The organism is Agromyces aureus, from assembly GCF_001660485.1.
In the GTDB taxonomy this organism is placed as follows: Bacteria; Actinomycetota; Actinomycetes; order Actinomycetales; family Microbacteriaceae; genus Agromyces; species Agromyces aureus.
The window spans coordinates 1,143,112-1,161,833 of record NZ_CP013979.1; the positions used below are offsets into that span (position 1 = coordinate 1,143,112).

At 71.7% G+C, this 18,722-nt stretch carries 15 protein-coding genes; 7 read left to right on the top strand and 8 right to left on the bottom strand.

All coding sequences use genetic code 11. The features are described from left to right. Position 1: 1 nt before the first annotated feature. On the bottom strand, positions 2 to 1,087 hold the full coding sequence (locus ATC03_RS04905; protein ID WP_227820235.1) for a trans-sulfuration enzyme family protein: 1,086 nt from the start codon (positions 1,085 to 1,087) through the stop codon (positions 2 to 4). Between the two features lie 175 nt (positions 1,088 to 1,262). Here ATC03_RS04905 and ATC03_RS04910 point away from each other — a divergent pair, with 175 nt between their 5' ends. Together ATC03_RS04910 and ATC03_RS04915 are read left to right on the top strand one after the other, a co-directional pair. Continuing rightward, a complete protein-coding gene (locus ATC03_RS04910; protein WP_067873846.1) occupies positions 1,263 to 1,670 on the top strand; it encodes a DoxX family protein in 408 nt (135 codons plus the stop codon). 347 nt (positions 1,671 to 2,017) lie between these two features. After that, on the top strand, positions 2,018 to 2,326 hold the full coding sequence (locus ATC03_RS04915) for a DUF1540 domain-containing protein (protein WP_067881458.1): 309 nt from the start codon (positions 2,018 to 2,020) through the stop codon (positions 2,324 to 2,326). Positions 2,327 to 2,400: 74 nt separating this feature from the next. Here ATC03_RS04915 and ATC03_RS04920 read toward each other — a convergent pair whose 3' ends face one another. Then, positions 2,401 to 3,234, bottom strand: coding sequence for an MBL fold metallo-hydrolase (locus tag ATC03_RS04920; RefSeq protein WP_067873849.1), 834 nt, complete (start codon positions 3,232 to 3,234; stop codon positions 2,401 to 2,403). A gap of 123 nt (positions 3,235 to 3,357) precedes the next feature. Between ATC03_RS04920 and ATC03_RS04925 the strand changes: the two genes are divergently transcribed. Further along, positions 3,358 to 4,092, top strand: a complete 735-nt coding sequence (locus tag ATC03_RS04925; RefSeq protein WP_067873852.1) for an NUDIX hydrolase — start codon at positions 3,358 to 3,360, stop codon at positions 4,090 to 4,092. A gap of 80 nt (positions 4,093 to 4,172) precedes the next feature. On the opposite strand, the gene ATC03_RS04930 is transcribed toward ATC03_RS04925, so the two are convergent. Continuing rightward, on the bottom strand, positions 4,173 to 5,624 hold the full coding sequence (locus ATC03_RS04930) for an MDR family MFS transporter (protein ID WP_067873855.1): 1,452 nt from the start codon (positions 5,622 to 5,624) through the stop codon (positions 4,173 to 4,175). Between the two features lie 252 nt (positions 5,625 to 5,876). Here ATC03_RS04930 and ATC03_RS04935 point away from each other — a divergent pair, with 252 nt between their 5' ends. Together ATC03_RS04935 and ATC03_RS04940 are read left to right on the top strand one after the other, a co-directional pair. Then, positions 5,877 to 6,998, top strand: a complete 1,122-nt coding sequence (locus ATC03_RS04935) for an AI-2E family transporter (protein WP_084003294.1) — start codon at positions 5,877 to 5,879, stop codon at positions 6,996 to 6,998. Then, positions 6,988 to 8,757, top strand: a complete 1,770-nt coding sequence (locus ATC03_RS04940; RefSeq protein ID WP_084003295.1) for a SulP family inorganic anion transporter — start codon at positions 6,988 to 6,990, stop codon at positions 8,755 to 8,757. The genes ATC03_RS04935 and ATC03_RS04940 overlap by 11 nt, the downstream gene beginning before the upstream one ends. Before the next feature lie 24 nt (positions 8,758 to 8,781). Here the strand turns inward: ATC03_RS04940 and ATC03_RS04945 are convergent, their stop codons facing one another. Then, positions 8,782 to 10,149 (bottom strand): GNAT family N-acetyltransferase, encoded by a 1,368-nt coding sequence (locus ATC03_RS04945; RefSeq protein WP_067873862.1) that lies wholly within the window; start codon positions 10,147 to 10,149, stop codon positions 8,782 to 8,784. A gap of 45 nt (positions 10,150 to 10,194) precedes the next feature. Between ATC03_RS04945 and ATC03_RS04950 the strand changes: the two genes are divergently transcribed. After that, positions 10,195 to 12,009, top strand: coding sequence for an ABC transporter ATP-binding protein (locus ATC03_RS04950; RefSeq protein ID WP_067881464.1), 1,815 nt, complete (start codon positions 10,195 to 10,197; stop codon positions 12,007 to 12,009). A 62-nt stretch (positions 12,010 to 12,071) separates the two neighbouring features. Here ATC03_RS04950 and ATC03_RS04955 read toward each other — a convergent pair whose 3' ends face one another. The 4 genes from ATC03_RS04955 to ATC03_RS04970 all read right to left on the bottom strand — a co-directional run bounded on the left by ATC03_RS04955 (position 12,072) and on the right by ATC03_RS04970 (position 16,999). Beyond that, the gene (locus ATC03_RS04955; RefSeq protein ID WP_067873866.1) at positions 12,072 to 12,950 is read right to left on the bottom strand and encodes a sugar phosphate isomerase/epimerase family protein; all 879 of its coding nucleotides are present in this window, start codon (positions 12,948 to 12,950) and stop codon (positions 12,072 to 12,074) included. Next, positions 12,947 to 14,236 carry a dihydrodipicolinate synthase family protein gene (locus tag ATC03_RS04960; protein WP_067873869.1) on the bottom strand — a complete coding sequence of 430 codons (1,290 nt, stop codon included), beginning with the start codon at positions 14,234 to 14,236 and terminating at the stop codon, positions 12,947 to 12,949. Before ATC03_RS04960 ends, ATC03_RS04955 begins: the two co-directional genes overlap by 4 nt. Before the next feature lie 2 nt (positions 14,237 to 14,238). After that, positions 14,239 to 15,441 carry a Gfo/Idh/MocA family protein gene (locus ATC03_RS04965; RefSeq protein WP_067881467.1) on the bottom strand — a complete coding sequence of 401 codons (1,203 nt, stop codon included), beginning with the start codon at positions 15,439 to 15,441 and terminating at the stop codon, positions 14,239 to 14,241. A 490-nt stretch (positions 15,442 to 15,931) separates the two neighbouring features. Then, on the bottom strand, positions 15,932 to 16,999 hold the full coding sequence (locus ATC03_RS04970; protein ID WP_067873873.1) for a LacI family DNA-binding transcriptional regulator: 1,068 nt from the start codon (positions 16,997 to 16,999) through the stop codon (positions 15,932 to 15,934). Between the two features lie 252 nt (positions 17,000 to 17,251). Here ATC03_RS04970 and ATC03_RS04975 point away from each other — a divergent pair, with 252 nt between their 5' ends. Beyond that, complete coding sequence (locus tag ATC03_RS04975) at positions 17,252 to 18,595, top strand: Gfo/Idh/MocA family protein (protein WP_067873877.1); 1,344 nt, start codon at positions 17,252 to 17,254, stop codon at positions 18,593 to 18,595. Positions 18,596 to 18,722: the final 127 nt, after the last annotated feature.

The following is an 18,722-nucleotide window of genomic DNA, read 5'->3' on the forward strand; positions in this document are numbered from 1 at the left end:
GCTACGCGTCGAGCGCGTCGAGCGCCTGCACGAGGTCGCGGTGCAGGTCGTCGACGTGCTCGAGGCCGACCGAGAGGCGCACGAGGCCGTCGGGGATCGTCGGCTGTTCGAGCTGCCAGCGGCGGCGGCGCTCGAAGGTCGACTCGACGCCGCCGAGGCTCGTCGCGTGCACCCACAGGGCCGTGCCCTGCACGAGCCGGTCGGCGGGCTCCTTGCCTCCGCGGAGGACGATCGAGATGATGGCGCCGAAGCACGGGTAGCGCACCTCCTCGAGCGCGGGGTGGTCGTGCAGGCGCGCGGCGAGCTCGGCGGCCGTGGCCTGCGCGCGCTCGAGGCGCACGGGCAGGGTGCGCAGCCCGCGCAACGCGAGGTAGGTCTCGAACGGGCCGGGGATCGCGCCGAACAGCGAACGGTACGCCGTGATCTTCTCGACGAGTTCGTCGGATGCCGCGACCACGGCGCCCATGAGCACGTCGCTGTGGCCCGAGATGTACTTCGTGGCCGAGTGCACGACGAGGTCGGCGCCCGACTCGAGCGGACGCTGCAGCAGCGGCGTCGCGAACGTGTTGTCGACTGCGACCAGGGCGCCGCGCTCGTGGGCCGCGGCGACGAGCGCGGGGATCTCGGCGAGCTCGAGCGCGGGGTTCGTGGGTGACTCGATCCAGACGAGTGCCGCTCCGTCGAGCGTCGCGGTGACGGCCGCCGTGTCGCTGATGTCGACGTAGACGACGGCGAGGCGACCGTTCACGGCGAGCTGGTCGAGTTGCGCGACCGTGCCCGTGTACGAGTGGCGGGGGGCGACGACGATTCCGCCGACCGGCACCAGGTCGAGCACCGCCGTGATCGCGGCCATGCCGGAGGCGAAGGCGACGGCGCGGCCGCCCTCGAGTCCGCCGAGCGCCTCCTCGAACGCGGTCCACGACGGGTTTCCGTATCGCGCGTACTCGAGGTCGCCGCCCGCGACGTAGGTCGACGTGAGGTGCACGGGCACGTTCATCGGCTGGTCTGGCACGTGCGGCGGACGCCCGGCGATGATGAGCCGCGTCTCGGGGTGCAGCGCGGGCGTCGCGGTCGTCGAATCGTGCACGGTGGCCTCCGGAATGCGCAGGGGTGGGATGCCGCGGCAACGACGTGCGCGGCTCCGCCAGCGTAACCCGGCCCCGAGTCCGCCGTGACGTCGATGGCGGGGAACGCACGTCGCGATGGACACGGCTCGGACGCAAGGGGGTGACACGCCCGACTCGTGCCCCTAGCGTCGGAGCATGAGCTCAGACGTACGCACCTCGACGGTTCCTCGCAGCATCGCCCGCTGGCTCCTGGCCGGCGGCCTCGTCTTCGCGGGGGTGAGCCACCTGTTCTGGGCTCGCAAGGAGTTCCGCGCACAGGTGCCGACCTGGGTGCCGATGGACCCCGACGGCGTGGTCGTCGCCTCCGGCGTGGTCGAGGTCGCGCTCGGCAAGGCGCTCATCGTGCTGCCCAAGGAGCGGCGTCGCATCGGCTGGATCGTCGCGGCGTTCTTCGTCGCGGTCTTCCCGGGCAACCTCGCGCAGTGGCGCGAGCGCCGCGATGCGTTCGGCCTCACGACCGATCGTTCGCGGTTCGTGCGCCTGTTCTTCCAGCCGCTGCTCGTCGCGCTCGCGCTGTGGTCGACGTCGCCCCGCAAGCACTGAACCTGCTGGCGAGCGAGCCGCGCTCAGCGCGGCGCGCGGATCAGCGCGAGGAGCGAGGCGAGCAGTCCGATGCCGCCCACGGTGGCGATGACGGCGAACACCGACCAGATCACGGCTTCAGTCGACATGGCGCACTCCTTCGAGATCGTGCTCCCATTCTGGCGCTCCCGGCCGCCCGGGTAAAGGCCCGACGAGCGGGATCCGGCCGCCCGCGGCATCCGGATAGGTGAGGCTCGCCTAAAAAGAAAACCGAGCTTGATCTGGGGAAAAGCGGCTCTACTTCATGGCGGATGCGCGGTGCGCGGGCGTAGCATCTCGATACCCAGCCGAGCAACGTGGAGGCCACCATGAGCATGACCCTCGATGAACTGCCCGCCGTCTCCGAGTGTTCGGTGAGCGGCTGTTCGTACAACGACCACTCCCACTGCCACGCCGCGGCCGTCACGATCGCCGGAGCCGTCGGCGACGCCGAGTGCGCCACGTTCATCCCGCTCGGCACCCGCGGAGGCCTCGACAAGGTCATCACCCACGTCGGCGCCTGCCAGCGCTCCGAGTGCGTGCACAACAGCTCGCTCGAGTGCACCGCGCCGTCGGTGCGCATCGGCGCGGGTTCGTCCGACGACGCCGACTGCCTGACCTACTCGGTGTCCTCCTGACCGACACGTCACTCGACTTCGGGCCCGGCGCGCTTCGGCACGCCGGGCTCCGTCGTGTCCGGCCGCGGTCGTGCTCAGCCGTGCTCGCGCAGGTACGCCAGCTGGGCGCGAACGGATGCCTCGGCGGCCGGCCTGACCGCGGCATCCGTCTCGGCGTAGACCGTGTCGACCACGCGCGCGACCGTGGCCGGGTCTGCGACCTCGAGACCCAGCGCGGCCAGCACCGAACGCACCTGGGCGAGGCGCTCGGCGCGATGCGCGAGGTACTCGTCGCAGATTTCGGCGAGGTCGCGCAGCACCGGCCCGTGACCCGGCAGCACGGCCACCCGGCCACCCGAAGCACGGCCGATGGCGCGCAGCCGCTCGAGTGAGGCGAGGTAGGGGCCGAGCGCTCCATCGGGATCGGCGATGATCGTCGTGCCGCGCCCCAGGATGGTGTCGCCGGTCAGCACCGAGCCGTGCGGCGAATCGTCGGCGAGCACGAAGCACGCCGAGTCCGCCGTGTGACCGGGAGTCAGCAGCACGTCGATCGCGAGCCCTGCGGCCTCGATGCGTTCACCGTCGGCGAGCGGCTCGGCGCCGATGCAGTACCTCGGGTCCACCGCCCGCGCCGGGGCGCCGACGAGTTCGGCGAAGCGGGCGAGACCGTCACGGTGGTCGGCATGGTGGTGCGTGAGCAGCACCAGTTCGATCGGGCCGAGAGCGGCGAGGCGCTCGAGGTGCCCGTCATCGAGCGGGCCCGGGTCCACGACCACGGCGCCGCTCGCACCCGGCGCCCGCAGCACGTAGGAGTTCGTGCCGTCGAGCGTCATGGGTCCGGGGTTCGGCGCGAGCAGCACCGAGGCCAGCCCCGAGACCGGCGTGGGGCGGATGCCGCGGCGAACGCGGTGGGGCAGGGGGTCGGCCATGCCCGAAGTGTACGCGCGGCCCGGTGGGGCCGCGCTCGACGGGCGCATGGTCGACGGCATGATGCGGCCTCGACGACGGCTCGACGGATGCGGTTTCGCGCGCGCGGTCCTACGCTGGAGGGCATGTCCGGCGAGCTCGACGCACTCATGCGCGACACGGTCGACGGCTCGGCCGCGACCGTCGTCCTCCTGCGAGACGGCGAACGGGGGGTCGAGGTGCTCCTCGCGGAGCGTCCGCACCGAGGATCGTTCGCCGATGCCTGGGTGTTCCCCGGCGGCGCCGTCGACGAGGCGGATGCGGCGGGCGGCTCGCTCGACGACGAGGCCGCCGCACGTCGGGCCGCCGTGCGCGAGACGCTCGAGGAGGTCGGCCTCGTGCTCGCCCCGAACGAGCTCGTGCCGTTCGCGCACTGGACCCCGCCCGCCGGATCCCCGAAGCGCCTGCGCACCTGGTTCTTCGCCGCGCGCGTGCCGGAGGGCGAGCTCCGGCTCGCACCCGACGAGGTCGTCAGGGCCGAGTGGCTGCGCCCGATCGACGTGCTCGAACGGCATGCCGTCGGCGCGATGACCCTGTGGCCGCCGACCTGGGTGACGGTGCACGGGCTGACTGACGCGGCATCCGTCGACGAGGCCCTCGCCGAACTCGGCAGCGGCGAGATCACGCCCTACATCTCGCGGTACAACGACGATCGCACGGCCGTGATCTGGCAGGAGGACGAGGCGTTCGACTCCGACGCCGAGCACGCGGGCGTGCACGCCGTGCCCGACGAGGGTCCCGATGCGCACGGAAACCAGCATCGGCTGATCATGGACCGCCTGCCCTGGATCTACACGAACACGCTCGGCGCCGGGTTCTGAGCGGCCGACGCGCCGATCCACGAGATCGACGAACCTCGGGGACCGGCGCGAACGGTTGATTCGCGCGCACGACCCCGAGGTCACGCCTCCGACGGCGCTGCGCTGACCTCGTCGGGACGGTGCTCGACGTCGTCGACGCCGACGCGCGGCATCGCGACGGCGCCCGCGACGGTCGCCACGGTCGCGATGACGACCCCGATGAACACCGTCGTCGTCGCCGCCTGGATCGCGGCCCCGGACTGCGCGCCGAGTCCCGACCGGTCGATGACGCCGTTCGCGACCGCGCCGAACACGGCGACGCCGACGGCGCTGCCCATCGAGCGCAGGAACATGTTCGCGCCCGTGACCACGCCGCGATCCGACCAGGCCACCGACGACTGCGCGGCGATGAGCGTGGGGGAGGCGACCAGGCCGAGGCCCAGGCCGACGATGAAGCACGCGAGCGCGCTCGTGACCGGGTTCGGCACGAGGCTCGCCGCGACGAGGCCGACCGTGCCGACGAGGGCGATGCCGAGCCCGATGAACGCCGTGTTGCGGAACCCGATGCGGAGGAACAGCTTGCCGGACTGCGAGGCCGAGATCGGCCACCCGAGCGTCAGCGCGGCGACCGAGAGTCCCGATACGAGCGGCGAGGCGCCCGCCGACAGCTCGAGGAACGTCGGCACGTAGGAGGTCAGCCCGATGAGCACCGCGCCGACGCCGAACGAGATGAGCGAGGTCGTGAGCAGCAGGCGTCTCGAGAACAGCCAGAGCGGCAGCACGGGCTCGGCCGCTCGCCGCTCGATGAGCACGAACACGGCGAGCAGCACGGCCGCGAGCGCGAACGCGCCGATGCTCTGCCAGGAGTTCCACGCCCACGCCTGGCCGCCCTCGAGCACCGCGAGGATGAGCAGCGTGAGCCCGACGGTGAGCACGAGGGCGCCCCCGATGTCGATGCGGTGCCGCTGGCGCTCGACCTTCTCGTGGTAGTTGCGGATCAGCATCCAGGCCGCGATGAGGCACAGCGGGATGTTGACGAAGAAGATCCACCGCCACGACGCGTACTCGGCGAACAGCCCGCCGAGCGACGGACCGATGACGGATGACGCGGCCCAGACGCTCGCGATGTAGCCCTGCACGCGGGCTCGCTCGCGCACCGAGTAGAGGTCGCCCGTGATGGTGATCGACACGGGGAGCACGGCGCCGGCGCCGAGGCCCTGGATCGCGCGGAACACGATGAGCGAGGTCATGTCCCACGCGAAGCCCGCGAGGATCGAGCCCACGAGGAACGTGCCGATGCCCACGAGCATGATCGGCTTGCGGCCCACCGTGTCGGCCAGCTTCGCGTAGACGGGTACCGAGACGGCCTGCGCGAGCAGGAAGATCGAGAACAGCCACGGGAACTGCGCGAACCCGCCGAGGTCGGCGACGATCGAGGGCACCGCGGTGGCGAGGATCGTCGACTCGATCGCGACGAGCGCGGTCGAGAGCATGAGGGCGATGAGCACCGGGCCCCGCTCGGAGCGGAACCCAACGGCTGCCTGGTCGGTCACGTTCCTCCTCGCGTGCGGGCGCGGTTCAGCCGGCACATCAGAGGGCAACGCGTCGGCCCGGGATTCATTCCCGGTTCGGTGCAGCCGACCTCGGGGCCGGGCGAGGGTTCCGGCCCGATCGCGGTGGAGCTCCGGCCTGATCGCGTTGGGGAGGAACCGGATGATACCACCAGAGTCGCTAACCAAGTTAGTGAGATGGCTTTCGGCGCGGCACCCTTTCCTGAGGCCGCGCCGACGCGTAGCGTCGCTCTCATGTGGAGACGAGCACGGCCGCGCCAGCTTCCGCCGGCAGCCCAGATCACGACCGACAGCACGTCGACTGCGCCCGAGGTGAAGATCCGGTCGTTCCGCATCGGCTTCGTCGGTGCGCTCGGCGTCCTGCTCGCCATCCTGCTCGGCGGCATCGTCTCGGAGCTCGGCACCGTCCTCCTCTACGTCGCGCTCGCGCTCTTCCTCGCGCTCGGCCTCGATCCCGTGGTCAGTTGGCTGCAGCGGCGCAAGCTGCCGCGGTGGGCCGCGATCCTCATCGTGTTCGCCGCGGTCATCGGCATCTTCGTGGGGCTCATCGCGACGATCGTGCCCATCGTGGTCTCGCAGACGAAGATCATCGTCGAGAACTGGGACGACATCCGCGACAACGTGCTGAACAGCGACTTCGTGGCGTGGCTGAACCAGCTCGGCGGCGGCGACCACGCGATCGACGACGCGATCGCCTCGGCCGGCGACTGGCTCGCCGACCCCGCGAACCTCGGCGCGCTCGGCGGCGGCATCCTCGCGGTCGGCGTCGGCATCGCGGGCGGGTTCACCGGCGCGACGATCGTGCTGATCCTCACCCTGTACTTCCTCGCCTCGCTCGACTCGATGAAGCGCTATTCGACCAAGTTCGTTCCGGCCAGCTCGCGTGGCAAGTACCGCGAGGTGACCGAGGAGATCACCGGTTCGGTCGGTCGCTACGTGATCGGGCAATTCAGCCTCGGCGCCGTCAACGGCGTGCTGAGCCTCATCTACCTGACGATCATCGGCGCGCCGGCACCCATCCTGCTCGCCTTCATCGCGTTCCTGCTCTCGCTCGTGCCGCTCGTCGGAACGCTCACGGGCGCCGTGATCATCTCGCTCGTGTGTCTCGCCGCATCGCCGGTGACCGCGCTCGCGGCGATCATCTACTACCTGATCTACATGCAGGTCGAGGCGTACGTGCTGAGCCCGCGCATCATGAACCGCGCGGTGGCCGTGCCCGGCGCGCTCGTGGTCATCGCGGCCGTCGCCGGCGGAACCCTCGGCGGCGTGCTCGGCGCCCTCGTCGCGATCCCCGTGGCCGCCTCGCTCATCATCATCGTCGAGAAGGTGATCTTCCCGAGGCAGGATGCCCACTGACGACCCGATCCCGGATGACCCCGGGCAGGCGGGCGAGTCCCGCAGCGGCGGTTCCGGATTCCGGAGCCGCTTTGGGCGTGCGATTCGTCCGGTGCGGGTGCTGTTCGACCGGCGGACGCTGAAGGCGGACGTCTCGTCGGGCGTCGTGCTCGGCCTCGAAGCCGTGCCCGACGGACTGGCCGCGGGGCTGCTGGCGGGCGTCAACCCGCTCGCGGGCCTCTACGCCTACCTGTTCGGCATGGTCGGGGCCGCATTCGCGACCGGGAGCATGTTCATGGCCGTGCAGGCCACCGGCGCGATGTCGCTCATCGTCGCCGACAGCGGCCTCGAGACCCGGGCCGACCCCGACCGGGCGCTCTCGACCCTCGCCCTGATGACGGGCGTCGTGATGATCATCGCCGGATTGCTGAACGGCGGACGCCTGCTGCGATTCGTGCCCACGGCCGTCATGACCGGCTTCATCACCGCGGTCGGGGTCAACATCATCCTCGGCCAGCTCGCCAACTTCACCGGGTACGCCGCCGAGGGCGCGAATCGGGTCACGCGCACCTTCGACCTGCTCCTGCACCTCTGGCGCATCGACCTGCCAACCACGCTCGTCGGGTTCGTGACCGTGGCGCTCATCATCGTGCTGCAGCGCACGAGGCTGCGGGCACTCGGACTCGTCGTCGCCATCGTGCTCGGATCGGCGCTCGCGGCAGCGTTCGACACCTGGTTCGGCGCCTCCGTCGCGGTGCTCGACGACCTCGTCGACGTGCCGGGCGGGCTGCCCGCCCCCGTCGCGCCGTCGTTCGACGACGTGCTCTTCCTGCTCGTGCCGGCCGTGTCGCTGGCATTCGTCGGGCTCGTGCAGGGCGCCGCGGTCGCCGCCGCGTTCCCGAACCCCGACGGACGCCCCGTTCCGCCCTCGCGCAACTTCCTCGGCCAGGGAGCGGGCAACCTCGTCGCCGGGGTCTTCCAGGGCATGCCGGTCGGCGGCTCGATGTCGGGCACCGGGCTCATCGTCGCCGGCGGAGCGAAGACGCGGCTCGCGCTGTTCGTCGCGGGCACCGTCATGGCGTTGACCCTGCTGCTCTTCTCCGGACTCGTCGGCTACGTCGCGATGCCCGCCCTCGCGGCGCTGCTCATCGTCGTCGGGTTCGGCGCGATCAAGCCGGCACGGGTCAACTCGGTCGCCAGGTCGGGCATCTTCCCGCTCACGATCATGGCCGTCACCTTCGTGCTGACGCTGCTCATCCCGCTGCAGTTCGCGGTGCTCGTCGGCGTCGCCCTCGGCATCGTGCTCTTCGTCGCCGACCAGTCGAACGCGGTGCGTGTGCGCCAGCTCGAGCTCGTCGAGGACGGTCGCATGCGCGAGGTCGACCCGGTCGACCACATCGGCGTGCACCAGGTCGTCGTGCTGCAGCCGTACGGCAGCCTCTTCTTCGCGAGCGCACCGCACTTCGAGTCGCAGCTGCCGACGGTCGACGAACGCACCGCGCGATCGGTCGTCGCGCTGCGACTGCGCGGCGTCGACCAGCTCGGGTTCTCATCGATCGAGGTGCTGAAACGCTACGCACGCGACCTCGAGGCCCGCGGATCGCGGCTCATGCTCGTCGTCTCGAACGACCGCGTCATGGATCAGCTCGAACTCACCGGCCTGGCCGCCGAACTCGGTGACGGCGGCATCGTGCGCGGCACCGAGTGGATCGGCGCCGGCGTTCGTCAGGCCGTGCACGACGCCCGTGCCTGGGTGCACGCGGATTCGGATCGCGGCTGACGATCGACGCGTGCCGGAGCCCGCTCAGAACCAGATGCTGAGGTGCGGCGTGCGCGGTGCGGCGAAGAGTCGGTCGGCGAGGGCGAGCGACCCGGGCGACAGCTCCTCGATGCGTCCGGCCCTGGCCAGCACCGACGGTCGAACACCGCCCAGGTAGATCGCACCGAGCTCGCGCACGTCGAGCCGGAGGCCGTGCGCCGTCTGCCCGCGCGAACGGCGGCCGGAACGCGAGCCGGCGGCCACGGCATCCGCTCGCCCCTCGGCATCGTCGGTGCGGCGCACCTCGGCGTGCCCGTCGCCCGAGGCGTCGAGCACGTAGGTGCCGGCCGCGTGCCCGAGCGGGTCGGCGACCTCGAGCGTGAGGGTGCCCGATGCGCCGTACTCGCGCGCCGTGAGCGCCACGATCGGGTCGAGCACGCGCAGCCAGAGGTGGTCGACGACGTCGTGCATGCTCGTGGCGCGCGGGTCTTCGAGCAGCCATGGAAGCGGCTCGTCGACGCTGCGCAGGCGCGCGCGGATCTCGGTGACGAAGTCCAGCTCGACGAGGAAGTGCCAGAGTGCGCGTTCGGCCTCGTCGGTCGCGGCGACGAACACGTCGCACTCGACGACGCCCGGCTGGTTCGGCTCTCGCCCGACCGTGTACGCGATGAACCCCTGCGCCTGGCCGGACCGGTCGTCGTACCTGGCCACGCGCAGGGCCCGCGATGCTGCACTGTCGGGGTCGACCAGCCCGAGGTGGCGTTCGAGCAGCCCCGGCCAGCGGTCGATCTCGCCGGGCGTGCGCGCGACGGCGCGGCGCGCGATGGCGGGCGCCTTGGCGATGAGGTCGGCGGGTTCGACGAACTGCACGCGGCCGGGTGCGTCAGGGCCGATCCAGTGCACGCGACGCCGGTCGACCTTGATCGTCGCCGCGGATGCCGCGGGGCCGAACCCGTAGCGCCCGTAGATGGTGGCCTCGGTGAGCGTGAGCATCGCGAGGGCGGCGCCCGCCTCGCTGGCGTAGCGCAGTTGCGCCTCGAGCAGTGCGCGGGCGATGCCTCGGCGGCGGTGCGTGGGGGAGACGGTGACGGCGCTCACGGCCCAGGCGTCGACGCTGCGACCGCCGGGCACGCTGAGGCCCGACGGCCAGCCGTCGACGGTCGCGACGGGCACTGCGGCATCGTGCGCGGTCGAGTCGTAGACCCCGCGCACGCTGCGCTGCTTGGCGATGCGGAGTTCTCGGCTGAGTTCGGCCGGTTCGGGTCTGGCGTGGTGGAACCCGCGGGTCTCGGCCTGCACCCAGGCCTGCATGGCGGCCTCGTCGGCCGCGTCGACCTGGCGGTATTCGAGCCCGCGGCTTCGGAGGGCCTCGATCGTCGAGTGATCGGCCGGGATGCTGCGAGGATCGAACATCGTCCCAGCGTACCCATGGGCGCGCATTCGGGGCAGAATGGGTGCATGACTGGGCAAGCGCTTTCCCGAATTGAGCACGCGATCGACGGACGGCATCCGGCGCGCTCGATCCTCCGCCTGCTCGACCTGCACCGGGGCAAGGTGCTCGCGGCCGTCGCGTTCTTCACCGTCAAGGACACGCCGCTCTGGCTGCTGCCCGTCATCACCGCCGCCATCATCGACGTGGTCGTCGCCGGCGGGCCCGTCTCGACGCTCTGGATCTGGGCCGGCGTCGCGGTCGTCGCGCTCGCCCAGAACTACCCGAACCACGTGCAGTACACGCGCCTGTTCATGGGCGCCGTGCGCGAGATCGGCGCCGACCTGCGCAACGCGCTCGCCGCCAGGCTGCAGGCGCTCTCGATCGGCTTCCACTCGCGCGCGAACTCCGCCGTCGTGCAGACCAAGGTCGTGCGCGACGTCGAGAACGTCGAGGTGATGCTCCAACAGGCCGCGCATCCGCTGCTCTCGGCGACCATGGTGCTCATCGGCGCCGTCGTGATGACCGCGATCAACGTGCCGGCCTTCCTGCCCGTCTACGCGCTCGCGATTCCGCTCGCGGTGCTGCTCCGCGCCATCCTCAACCGCCGCAGCGCGATGCGCAACGCGTCGTTCCGCCGCGAGGTCGAGCAGTTCTCGGCGCGCGTCGGCGAGATGGCGACCCTCCTGCCCATCACGCGCGCGCACGGCCTCGAGCAGACCGCCGTCACCCGGGTCGCGCACGGCGCCGAGGGCGTTCGGGCCGCCGGGTTCCAGCTCGACCTGCTCAACGGGCGCTTCGCATCGCTGTCATGGGTCAGCCTGCAACTGCTCGGCGTCGGATGCCTCGTGCTCGCCGCCTGGGTCTCGATCACCGGCCTCATCCCGATCACGCCAGGCCAGGTCGTGCTGCTGAGCTCCTACTTCGCCCTGCTCACGGGCGCCGCGACGAACCTGCTCATGCTGCTGCCGATCATCGCGCGCGGCACCGAGTCGATCCGCTCGATCGGCGAGGTCATGCAGGACCCCGACCTCGAGCGCAACGAGGGCAAGCGCCCCGTCACCGACGTGCGCGGCGACCTCGCGCTCGAGGGGGTCGGGTACCGGTACGACGACGGGCGATCGGATGCCGCGGGCGGGCGCGGCGACACGGGCGCGCGCCCGATCCGGCCCGCGCTCTCGGGCCTCGACCTCGACATCCGCGCCGGCGAGACGATCGCGTTCGTCGGGTCGTCCGGATCAGGCAAGTCGACGCTGCTGAACCTCGTGCTCGGGTTCCTGCGACCCACGAGCGGACGCGTGCTGCTCGACGGCGTCGACATGGCGGAGCTCGACCTGCGCACGTTCCGCAGCTTCGTGTCGGTCGTGCCGCAGGAGTCGGTGCTCTTCGAGGGCAGCATCCGCGAGAACATCGTCTACGGCCTCGGCGACGTCGACGACGACCGCGTGCTCGACGCGCTGCGCGACGCCAACGCGCTCGAGGTCGTCGACGCCCAGCCCGACGGCTGGCACACGGTCGTCGGCGAACGCGGGGCCAGGCTCTCGGGGGGGCAGCGGCAGCGGCTCTCGATCGCGCGTGCGCTCGTGCGCGACCCCCGAGTGCTGCTGCTCGACGAGGCGACGAGCGCCCTCGACCCCGAGTCGGAGGCGAAGATCAAGGTCGCGCTCGAGCACCTCATGCGCGGGCGCACGACCCTCGTCGTCGCGCACCGGCTCTCGACGATCCGCTCGGCCGACCGCATCGTCGTGCTCGAGCAGGGCCGCATCGTCGAGATCGGCTCGCACGCCGAGCTCATCGCCGCCGGCGGGCGATACGCCGAGCTCGACCGAGTGCAGTCGGCCTAGTGGACCGAGGCGCACGAGCCGGCCGCCTGCCGGGATGGCAGGCGGCCGACGGGTGAGGCGGGCTACGCGGGAACCGACGCCCGCAGGTGCGGCGCGACGGCCGCCTCGAACGCGCGGGCGGTGCGGGCGACCACGTCGGGCCACGCGGCATCCCAGATCTCCTGGTTGAAGATCTCGACCTCGATGTCGCGGTCGTAGCCGGTCGCCTCGACGGCGGCCGTGAGGCTCGCGAAGTCGATCACGCCGTCGCCGGGCTCGTGGCGCGAGAGCAGCGGGTCGGCCGCGATCGGCGTGTTCCAGTCGCACACCTGGTAGGTCGCGATGCGACCGGTGGCCCCGGCGCGGGCGATCTGCGGCAGCACCTCCGGGTCCCACCAGACGTGGAACGTGTCGATCGTGACGCCGACCACCGCAGGGTCGAACCGCTCGGCGAGGTCCAGTGCCTGTCCGAGCGTGGAGACCACCGCGCGGTCCGACGCGTACATCGGGTGCAGCGGTTCGATGGCGAGCGTGACGCCGGCGGATGCCGCGTGCGGCGCGAGTTCGGCGAGGGCGTCGGCCACGCGCGAGCGGGCGCCGACGAGATCGGTGGATCCCTCGGGCAGGCCGCCCGCGACGAGCACGAACACGGGCGTGCTGCCGGCCGCGCCTGCCGCCGCGAGGGTCGCGGTCTCGTCGATGCCGCGACGGTTGTCGTCGATGGATGCCCGCCGGGCCTGGCCTTCGGGCATCGTGAAGAAGCCGCCGCGGCAGTACGTCGACAGGCGCAGGCCCGAGTCCGCGAAGCGGCGCGCGGCCTCGTCGAGTCCGACGGCCTGCACGGGCTCGCGCCAGAGCCCGATCGACTCGTACCCGCCCTCGGCGGTCACCCGCAGCGCGTCGTCGAGCGGCGCGTACTTGATCGTGGCCTGGTTCATCGACAGGCGGGGGTGCGCGCTCATGCGAGCACCTCCTCGTCGACGGGTGCCGCGTCGACGGCCCCCGCCGACTCGGCGTCATCGGCGACCGGGCCGGCTGCGGCATCCGTCGTCGAGGTCTCGGCGGGAGAGGTCGGACCCGCGGCCGACACGACGTCGACCCCGTTCAGCGTCAGCAGCGAGTGCCAGCGCGCCGCCGCGAGCTCCGGCCGCTCGAGGGCGCCCGAGCCGTTCGCGAGCTCGACGATGCGCGAGAGGTGGGGCAGGCTGCGGGCGGCATGGAGGCCGCCCACCATCTGGAACGCCGCCTGGTGGCCGTTGAGCCACGCCAGGAACGCGACGCCCGTCTTGTAGTAGTAGGTGGGCGCGGCGAAGACCTGCTGCGAGAGCGGCTCGGTCGGGGCGAGGATCGCGCGGTATGCATCGACGTCGCCGCGATCGAGCGCCTGGATCGCGGCCGACGCGTTCGGCGCGAGGCACGAGAACGCCCCGAGCAGCGCATCGGAGTGCCCCTGCTCGTCGCCCTCGATGAGGCCCACGTAGTGGAAGTCGTCGCCCGTGAACATGCGCGCCGACTCGGGCAGGCGTCGCCGCACGGCGATCTCGGCCTCGGCGTCGAGCAGGCTCATCTTCACGCCCTGCACCTTGTCGCGGTTGTACTCGATGACCTGCAGCAGCGTCTCGGCCGCGGCATCCGTGTCGTCGGAGCCGAAGTACCCGGCCAGCGCCGGATCGAAGGCTGTGCCGAGCCAGTGCAGCACGACCGGCGCACCCGCCGCGGCGAGCACCTCTCGGTACACGCGGCGGTAGTCGTCGGCGTTGCGGGCCGCGCGCGCGAGGTGGCGGCTCGCCATCAGCACGACGCCGGCGCCCGCGTCCTCGGTGAGGTGCAGCTGCTGCTTGTAGGCGTCGATCACCTCGTCGAGCGTCAGCTGCTCGTCGTCGACGTGGTCGGTGTTGACGCCCACGACGAGCCTGCCGCCGACGGAGGCCGCCTCGGCCGCACTGCGCGAGATCAACTCGCGCGTGGCCGCCGCGTCGAGCCCCATGTTGCGCTGCGCCGTGTCCATCGCATCGGCCACGCCGAGACCCCATGACCACACGTGGTGCCGGAACGCGAGCGTCGCGTCCCAGTCGATCTCGGCCGGCTGCCCCGGGGTGTTGTCGGCGTGCGCCTTCGGCACGACGTGCGCGGCCGCGTACGCGACCCGGCTCGTGAGCGGATGCCGCGGGCGGGCGAACGTGGGCGCCTCGACGAGGTCGGCGGCGCGCAGTCCGCCGTCGGGGTCGAGCAGGGTGAGCGTGGTCATGGTCAGCGGGCCCCGGCGAACGCGGGAGCCTCAGTCGTCGCGACGTCGGCTGCGACATCCGCGGTGCTCAGGTCCGAGCCGAGCGTGACGACCGGGAGCTCGATGCGGCGACCCTCGCGGCTGGAGGCGAGGCCCTGCTCGGCGAGCAGCACGCCGCGCGCGCCCGCGAGGAAGTCGAACTCGTTCGGGGCGTCTTCGACGACGTGGCGGATGAACTCCTCCCACTGCGTCTTGAATCCGTTCTCGAACTCGCGGTTGCCGGGGCTCTCGATCCAGTCGCCGGCGTAGTCGTGGTCGTCGGCGAGGTCGGGGTTCCACACGGGCTTGGGGGTCGCGTTGCGCGGCTGGATCTTGCAGCCGAACAGGCCGACGACGGCCGAGCCGTGCGTGCCGTCGACCTGGAACTCGACGAGCTCGTCGCGGTTGACGCGCGTGGTCCAGCTGGAGTTGAGCTGGGCGACCACGCCGCCTTCGAGCTCGAAGATCGCGTAGGCGGCGTCGTCGGCCGTGGCCGGGTAGGCCTCGCCGCGCTCGTCGACGCGCTCGGGGATCTCGGTCACGGCCTTCGCGTAGACCGACTCGACGCGGCCGAACAGGTTCTCGAGCACGTAGTTCCAGTGCGGGAACATGTCGACGATGATGCCGCCGCCGTCCTCGGAGCGGTAGTTCCAGCTCGGGCGCTGGGCGGGCTGCCAGTCGCCCTCGAAGACCCAGTAGCCGAACTCGCCGCGCACGCTCAGGATGCGGCCGAAGAAGCCGGAGTCGATGAGGCGCTTGAGCTTCTGCAGGCCCGGGAGGTAGAGCTTGTCGTGCACGACGCCGTTCTTGATGCCGGCCTCGTCGGCGAGGCGCGCGAGCTCGAGCGCCTCCTCGAACGACTCGGCGGTCGGCTTCTCGGTGTAGATCGCCTTGCCGGCCGCGATGGCCTTCTTGATCGCGACTGCACGCGCCTTCGTCACGAGGAAGTCGGCGTAGATCTGCCAGCGGTCGTCGGCCAGTGCCTCATCGAGGTCGGTCGTGTAGTGCTCGATGCCGTGCTTGGCGGCGAGGTCGGCGAGCTTCTTCTCGCTGCGACCCACGAGGATCGGCTCGACCTGCACGCGGGTCTCGCCGTCGGCGAGGAGCACGCCGCCCTGCTCGCGGATCGCGAGGATCGAGCGCACGAGGTGCTGGCGGTAGCCCATGCGGCCCGAGACGCCGTTCATGATGATGCCGATGCTTTGGGGCGCGGCGGCTGAGGCGGGTGCGGAGGCTTCGGTGCCTGCGGGGGCTGCGGTGTCTGCCACGGTGATTCCTGTTCGACGGGGCAGGAGGCGGACGAGCCGCTCCCTGCACTGGGAAAGCGTTTACCCGAGTGTGCCATACGAGGTTCGCATCGCGCAAGGGCCGGTCTGTTCCGGCCGATCGACGGGCCGTTCGTCGCGTATCGGCAGTTGGGACGGTCGACACGCATCCCCGATTCGCAGGACGAATCGGGCGCCGCGCCGACGCCGCGCGGCGCCGCGCCGACGCCGCGCCGACGCCGCGCCGACGCCGCGCGGCGCCGCCCGGCGTGGCGACTCGATCGTCCGGCAACCAGGCGAAACGGCGCGGCGGGGCGGAATGGGTAAGTCGGCGGGCCAGGGCGCGGCGGGGGAGAGTGGGCGCGGAGGCATCCGCACAGGGAGGTGAGGAGCCGGTGAGCCGGCCGGGCGGCTAGGCCCCGAGGCGCGGCGTGCTTTCGCGGATGACGACCTCGGTCGAGACATCCGCTGAGGCGGCACGAGCGGATGCGGCATCCGCTTCGTCGTCGAGCGCCAGGCGCAGCGCCTGCTCGCCGATGCGCTCGAGCGGCATGCGCACGCTCGTGAGGCGTGGCGTCACGTCGCGCACGGTCGGGATGTCGTCGAAGCCGGCGACGGCGAGGTCGCGGCCGGGTTCGAGCCCCGCGTCGCGGATCGCGGACATCGCGCCCATGGCCATGACGTCGTTGAGGGCGAAGACGACCTGGGTGTCGCCGATGCCGGCCTCGAGGAGCCGGCGCATGCCGTCGTAGCCGCCGTCGCGGGTGAACGCGCTGCGCACGAGCCGGTCGTCGGGCAGGAGCCCGCCCGAAGCGGCGAGGCCCTCGGAGAACCCGGCGATGCGGTCGTGCGCGGTGCGCAGCGACTCGGGACCGGTCAGTGCGGCGAAGCGGCGGTAGCCGAGGGACTGCAGCTCGACGGCGAGGTCGCGTGCGCCGGCCCGGTTCGCGAGCGGCAGGGTGCGGAACGGCAGGTCGCTCTCGCTGATGAAGACGGCGCGACCGCCGGTCTGCTCGTAGGCGGTGAGCTCGGCCTCGAGTGCCACGGCGTTCGGGTCGCCGATGATGCGCGACCCCGAGAGGATCATGACGCGGGGGCGCTGTCCGCGCATCGCGCGCACGAGTTCGAGCTCGCGTTCGGCGTCGCGCTTCGTCTCGGCCATGGTGACGATGAGCCGGTCGTCGCCCGCCGCGCCGACGACGCCGGCGGCGATCGACGAGAAGTACGGGTCGGCGATGTCGGCGACGAGGAGGGCCACCGTGGTCGAGGTACCGCGGGCGACGGCCTGCGCGGAGAGGTTCGGCGTGTAGGCGAGCTTCGCGGCCGCGGCGAGGACGCGGTCGCGGTACTCCTCGTTGACCTTGCGGGCGCTTCCGTTCAGCGACCGGGACGCCGTGGCGAGCGAGACGCCTGCCTCGCGGGCGACGTCGTGCAGGGTGGCCGGCGTCGATCGCCGGCTCTGGGGGCCGCCATCAGCCATGGGTCCTCCTGGTCGCAGGTCGGCCGTACCGCGTGGGTTCGTCGCGTCGTCTCGGCCGAGCGCCTCGACTCTATCGCGCGGTTCACTGCGCCGCCGTTTGGCATCGCCATGTGTTGCTGGTAGAAATGTAGCACGCACGAGATAGCGCTTTCCCGCCGATTTCGTGCCGATCGAGGCGCAGAACGGATGCCGCTGAGCAAGCGGTTTCTGCACCGGCGCCGCCCACCCACCAACGACGCGACGGAGCACAGGATGGCGCAGCACGAACGGTACGCACTCATCGGCACGGGCAGCCGCGCCGGCATGTACATCGCCGCGATGTCCGGAACCGCGTTCGGCGCCGAGCATGTCGCCGAGGTCGCCGACCTCGTCGCCTGGTGCGACGTGAACCCGGGCCGGCTCGACGTCTACGAGCGCGAGGTCGTCGCGACGGGACATCCGGCGCCCGTGCGCTATGCCGTCGACGACCTCGAGCGCATGATCATCGACGAGCGCATCGACCGGGTCGTGATCACCACGCCCGACTTCACGCACGCCGAGTACGTCGTGCGGGCCCTGCGTGCGGGTGCCGACGTGGTCGTCGAGAAGCCGCTGACGATCGACGCCGAGAGCGTGCGCCGCATCGGCGAGGCCATCGCCGAGACCGGCCGCGAGGTCATCACGACCTTCAACTACCGCTACAGCCCGCGCAACTCGACGCTGCGGCAGGTCATCGCAGGCGGACGCATCGGCCGGGTCACGAGCGTGCACTTCGAGTGGGCGCTCGACACGGTGCACGGGGCCGACTACTTCCGCCGCTGGCACCGTCAGAAGGCGAACTCCGGCGGCCTGTTCATCCACAAGGCCTCGCACCACTTCGATCTCGTCAACTGGTGGATCGACGCGGCCCCGGTGCGCGTCTTCGCCAGCGGCGGCCTGCGCTTCTACGGCGCCGAGAACGCCGAGGCACGCGGGCTCGGCGAGCGTCCGTCGCGCGGCACCGGCACGAGCGGCGACCCGTTCGCCCTCGACCTCGCCGGCGACGCCCGAATGAAGGAGCTCTACCTCGACCAGGAGCACCACGACGGCTACCTGCGCGACCGCGACGTCTTCGATGCCGGCATCACGATCGAGGACAACCTCGCCGCCCTCGTCGACTACGACTCCGGCGCGACGCTCAGCTACTCGCTGAATGCCCACGCCCCCTGGGAGGGCTACCGCGTGACCGTGAACGGCACCGAAGGCCGGGCCGAGCTCGAGGTCGTCGAGCGCGGCGCCGTGCTCATCGGCGACGACGGCCGCGTGGTCGTCGACCCATCGATGCATCCCGATGCCTCGGCCGTCGACGACGTGCGCCCGCACTCCGAGCGCCTCGTGGTGCAGCGACACTGGGAGGGCGCCGAGGTCGTGCCCATTCCCGAGGGCATCGGGAGCCACGGCGGCGGCGACGCCTTCCTGCTCGACCACCTCTTCCGGCGCGTGACGGATGACGCGCCGCTCGGCCGCGTGGCCGGCTACGCCGACGGCGTGCGCGCCGTGTCGGTGGGCATCGCCGGCAACCTCTCGCTCGAGACCGGCCGGCCGGTGCTCGTCAGCGAGCTCGAGCTCGGGGTCTGAGCGGCGCGCGGGCTCACCGGGGGCCCGCGTCCCCCCGCGCACGCTCGCGGGGGGACGCTCGTGGTTGCCCGGTGCATGGACGCGCGCGTCGTTCGGACGCGAATGGTCGCTTCGCATCGTGCATTCC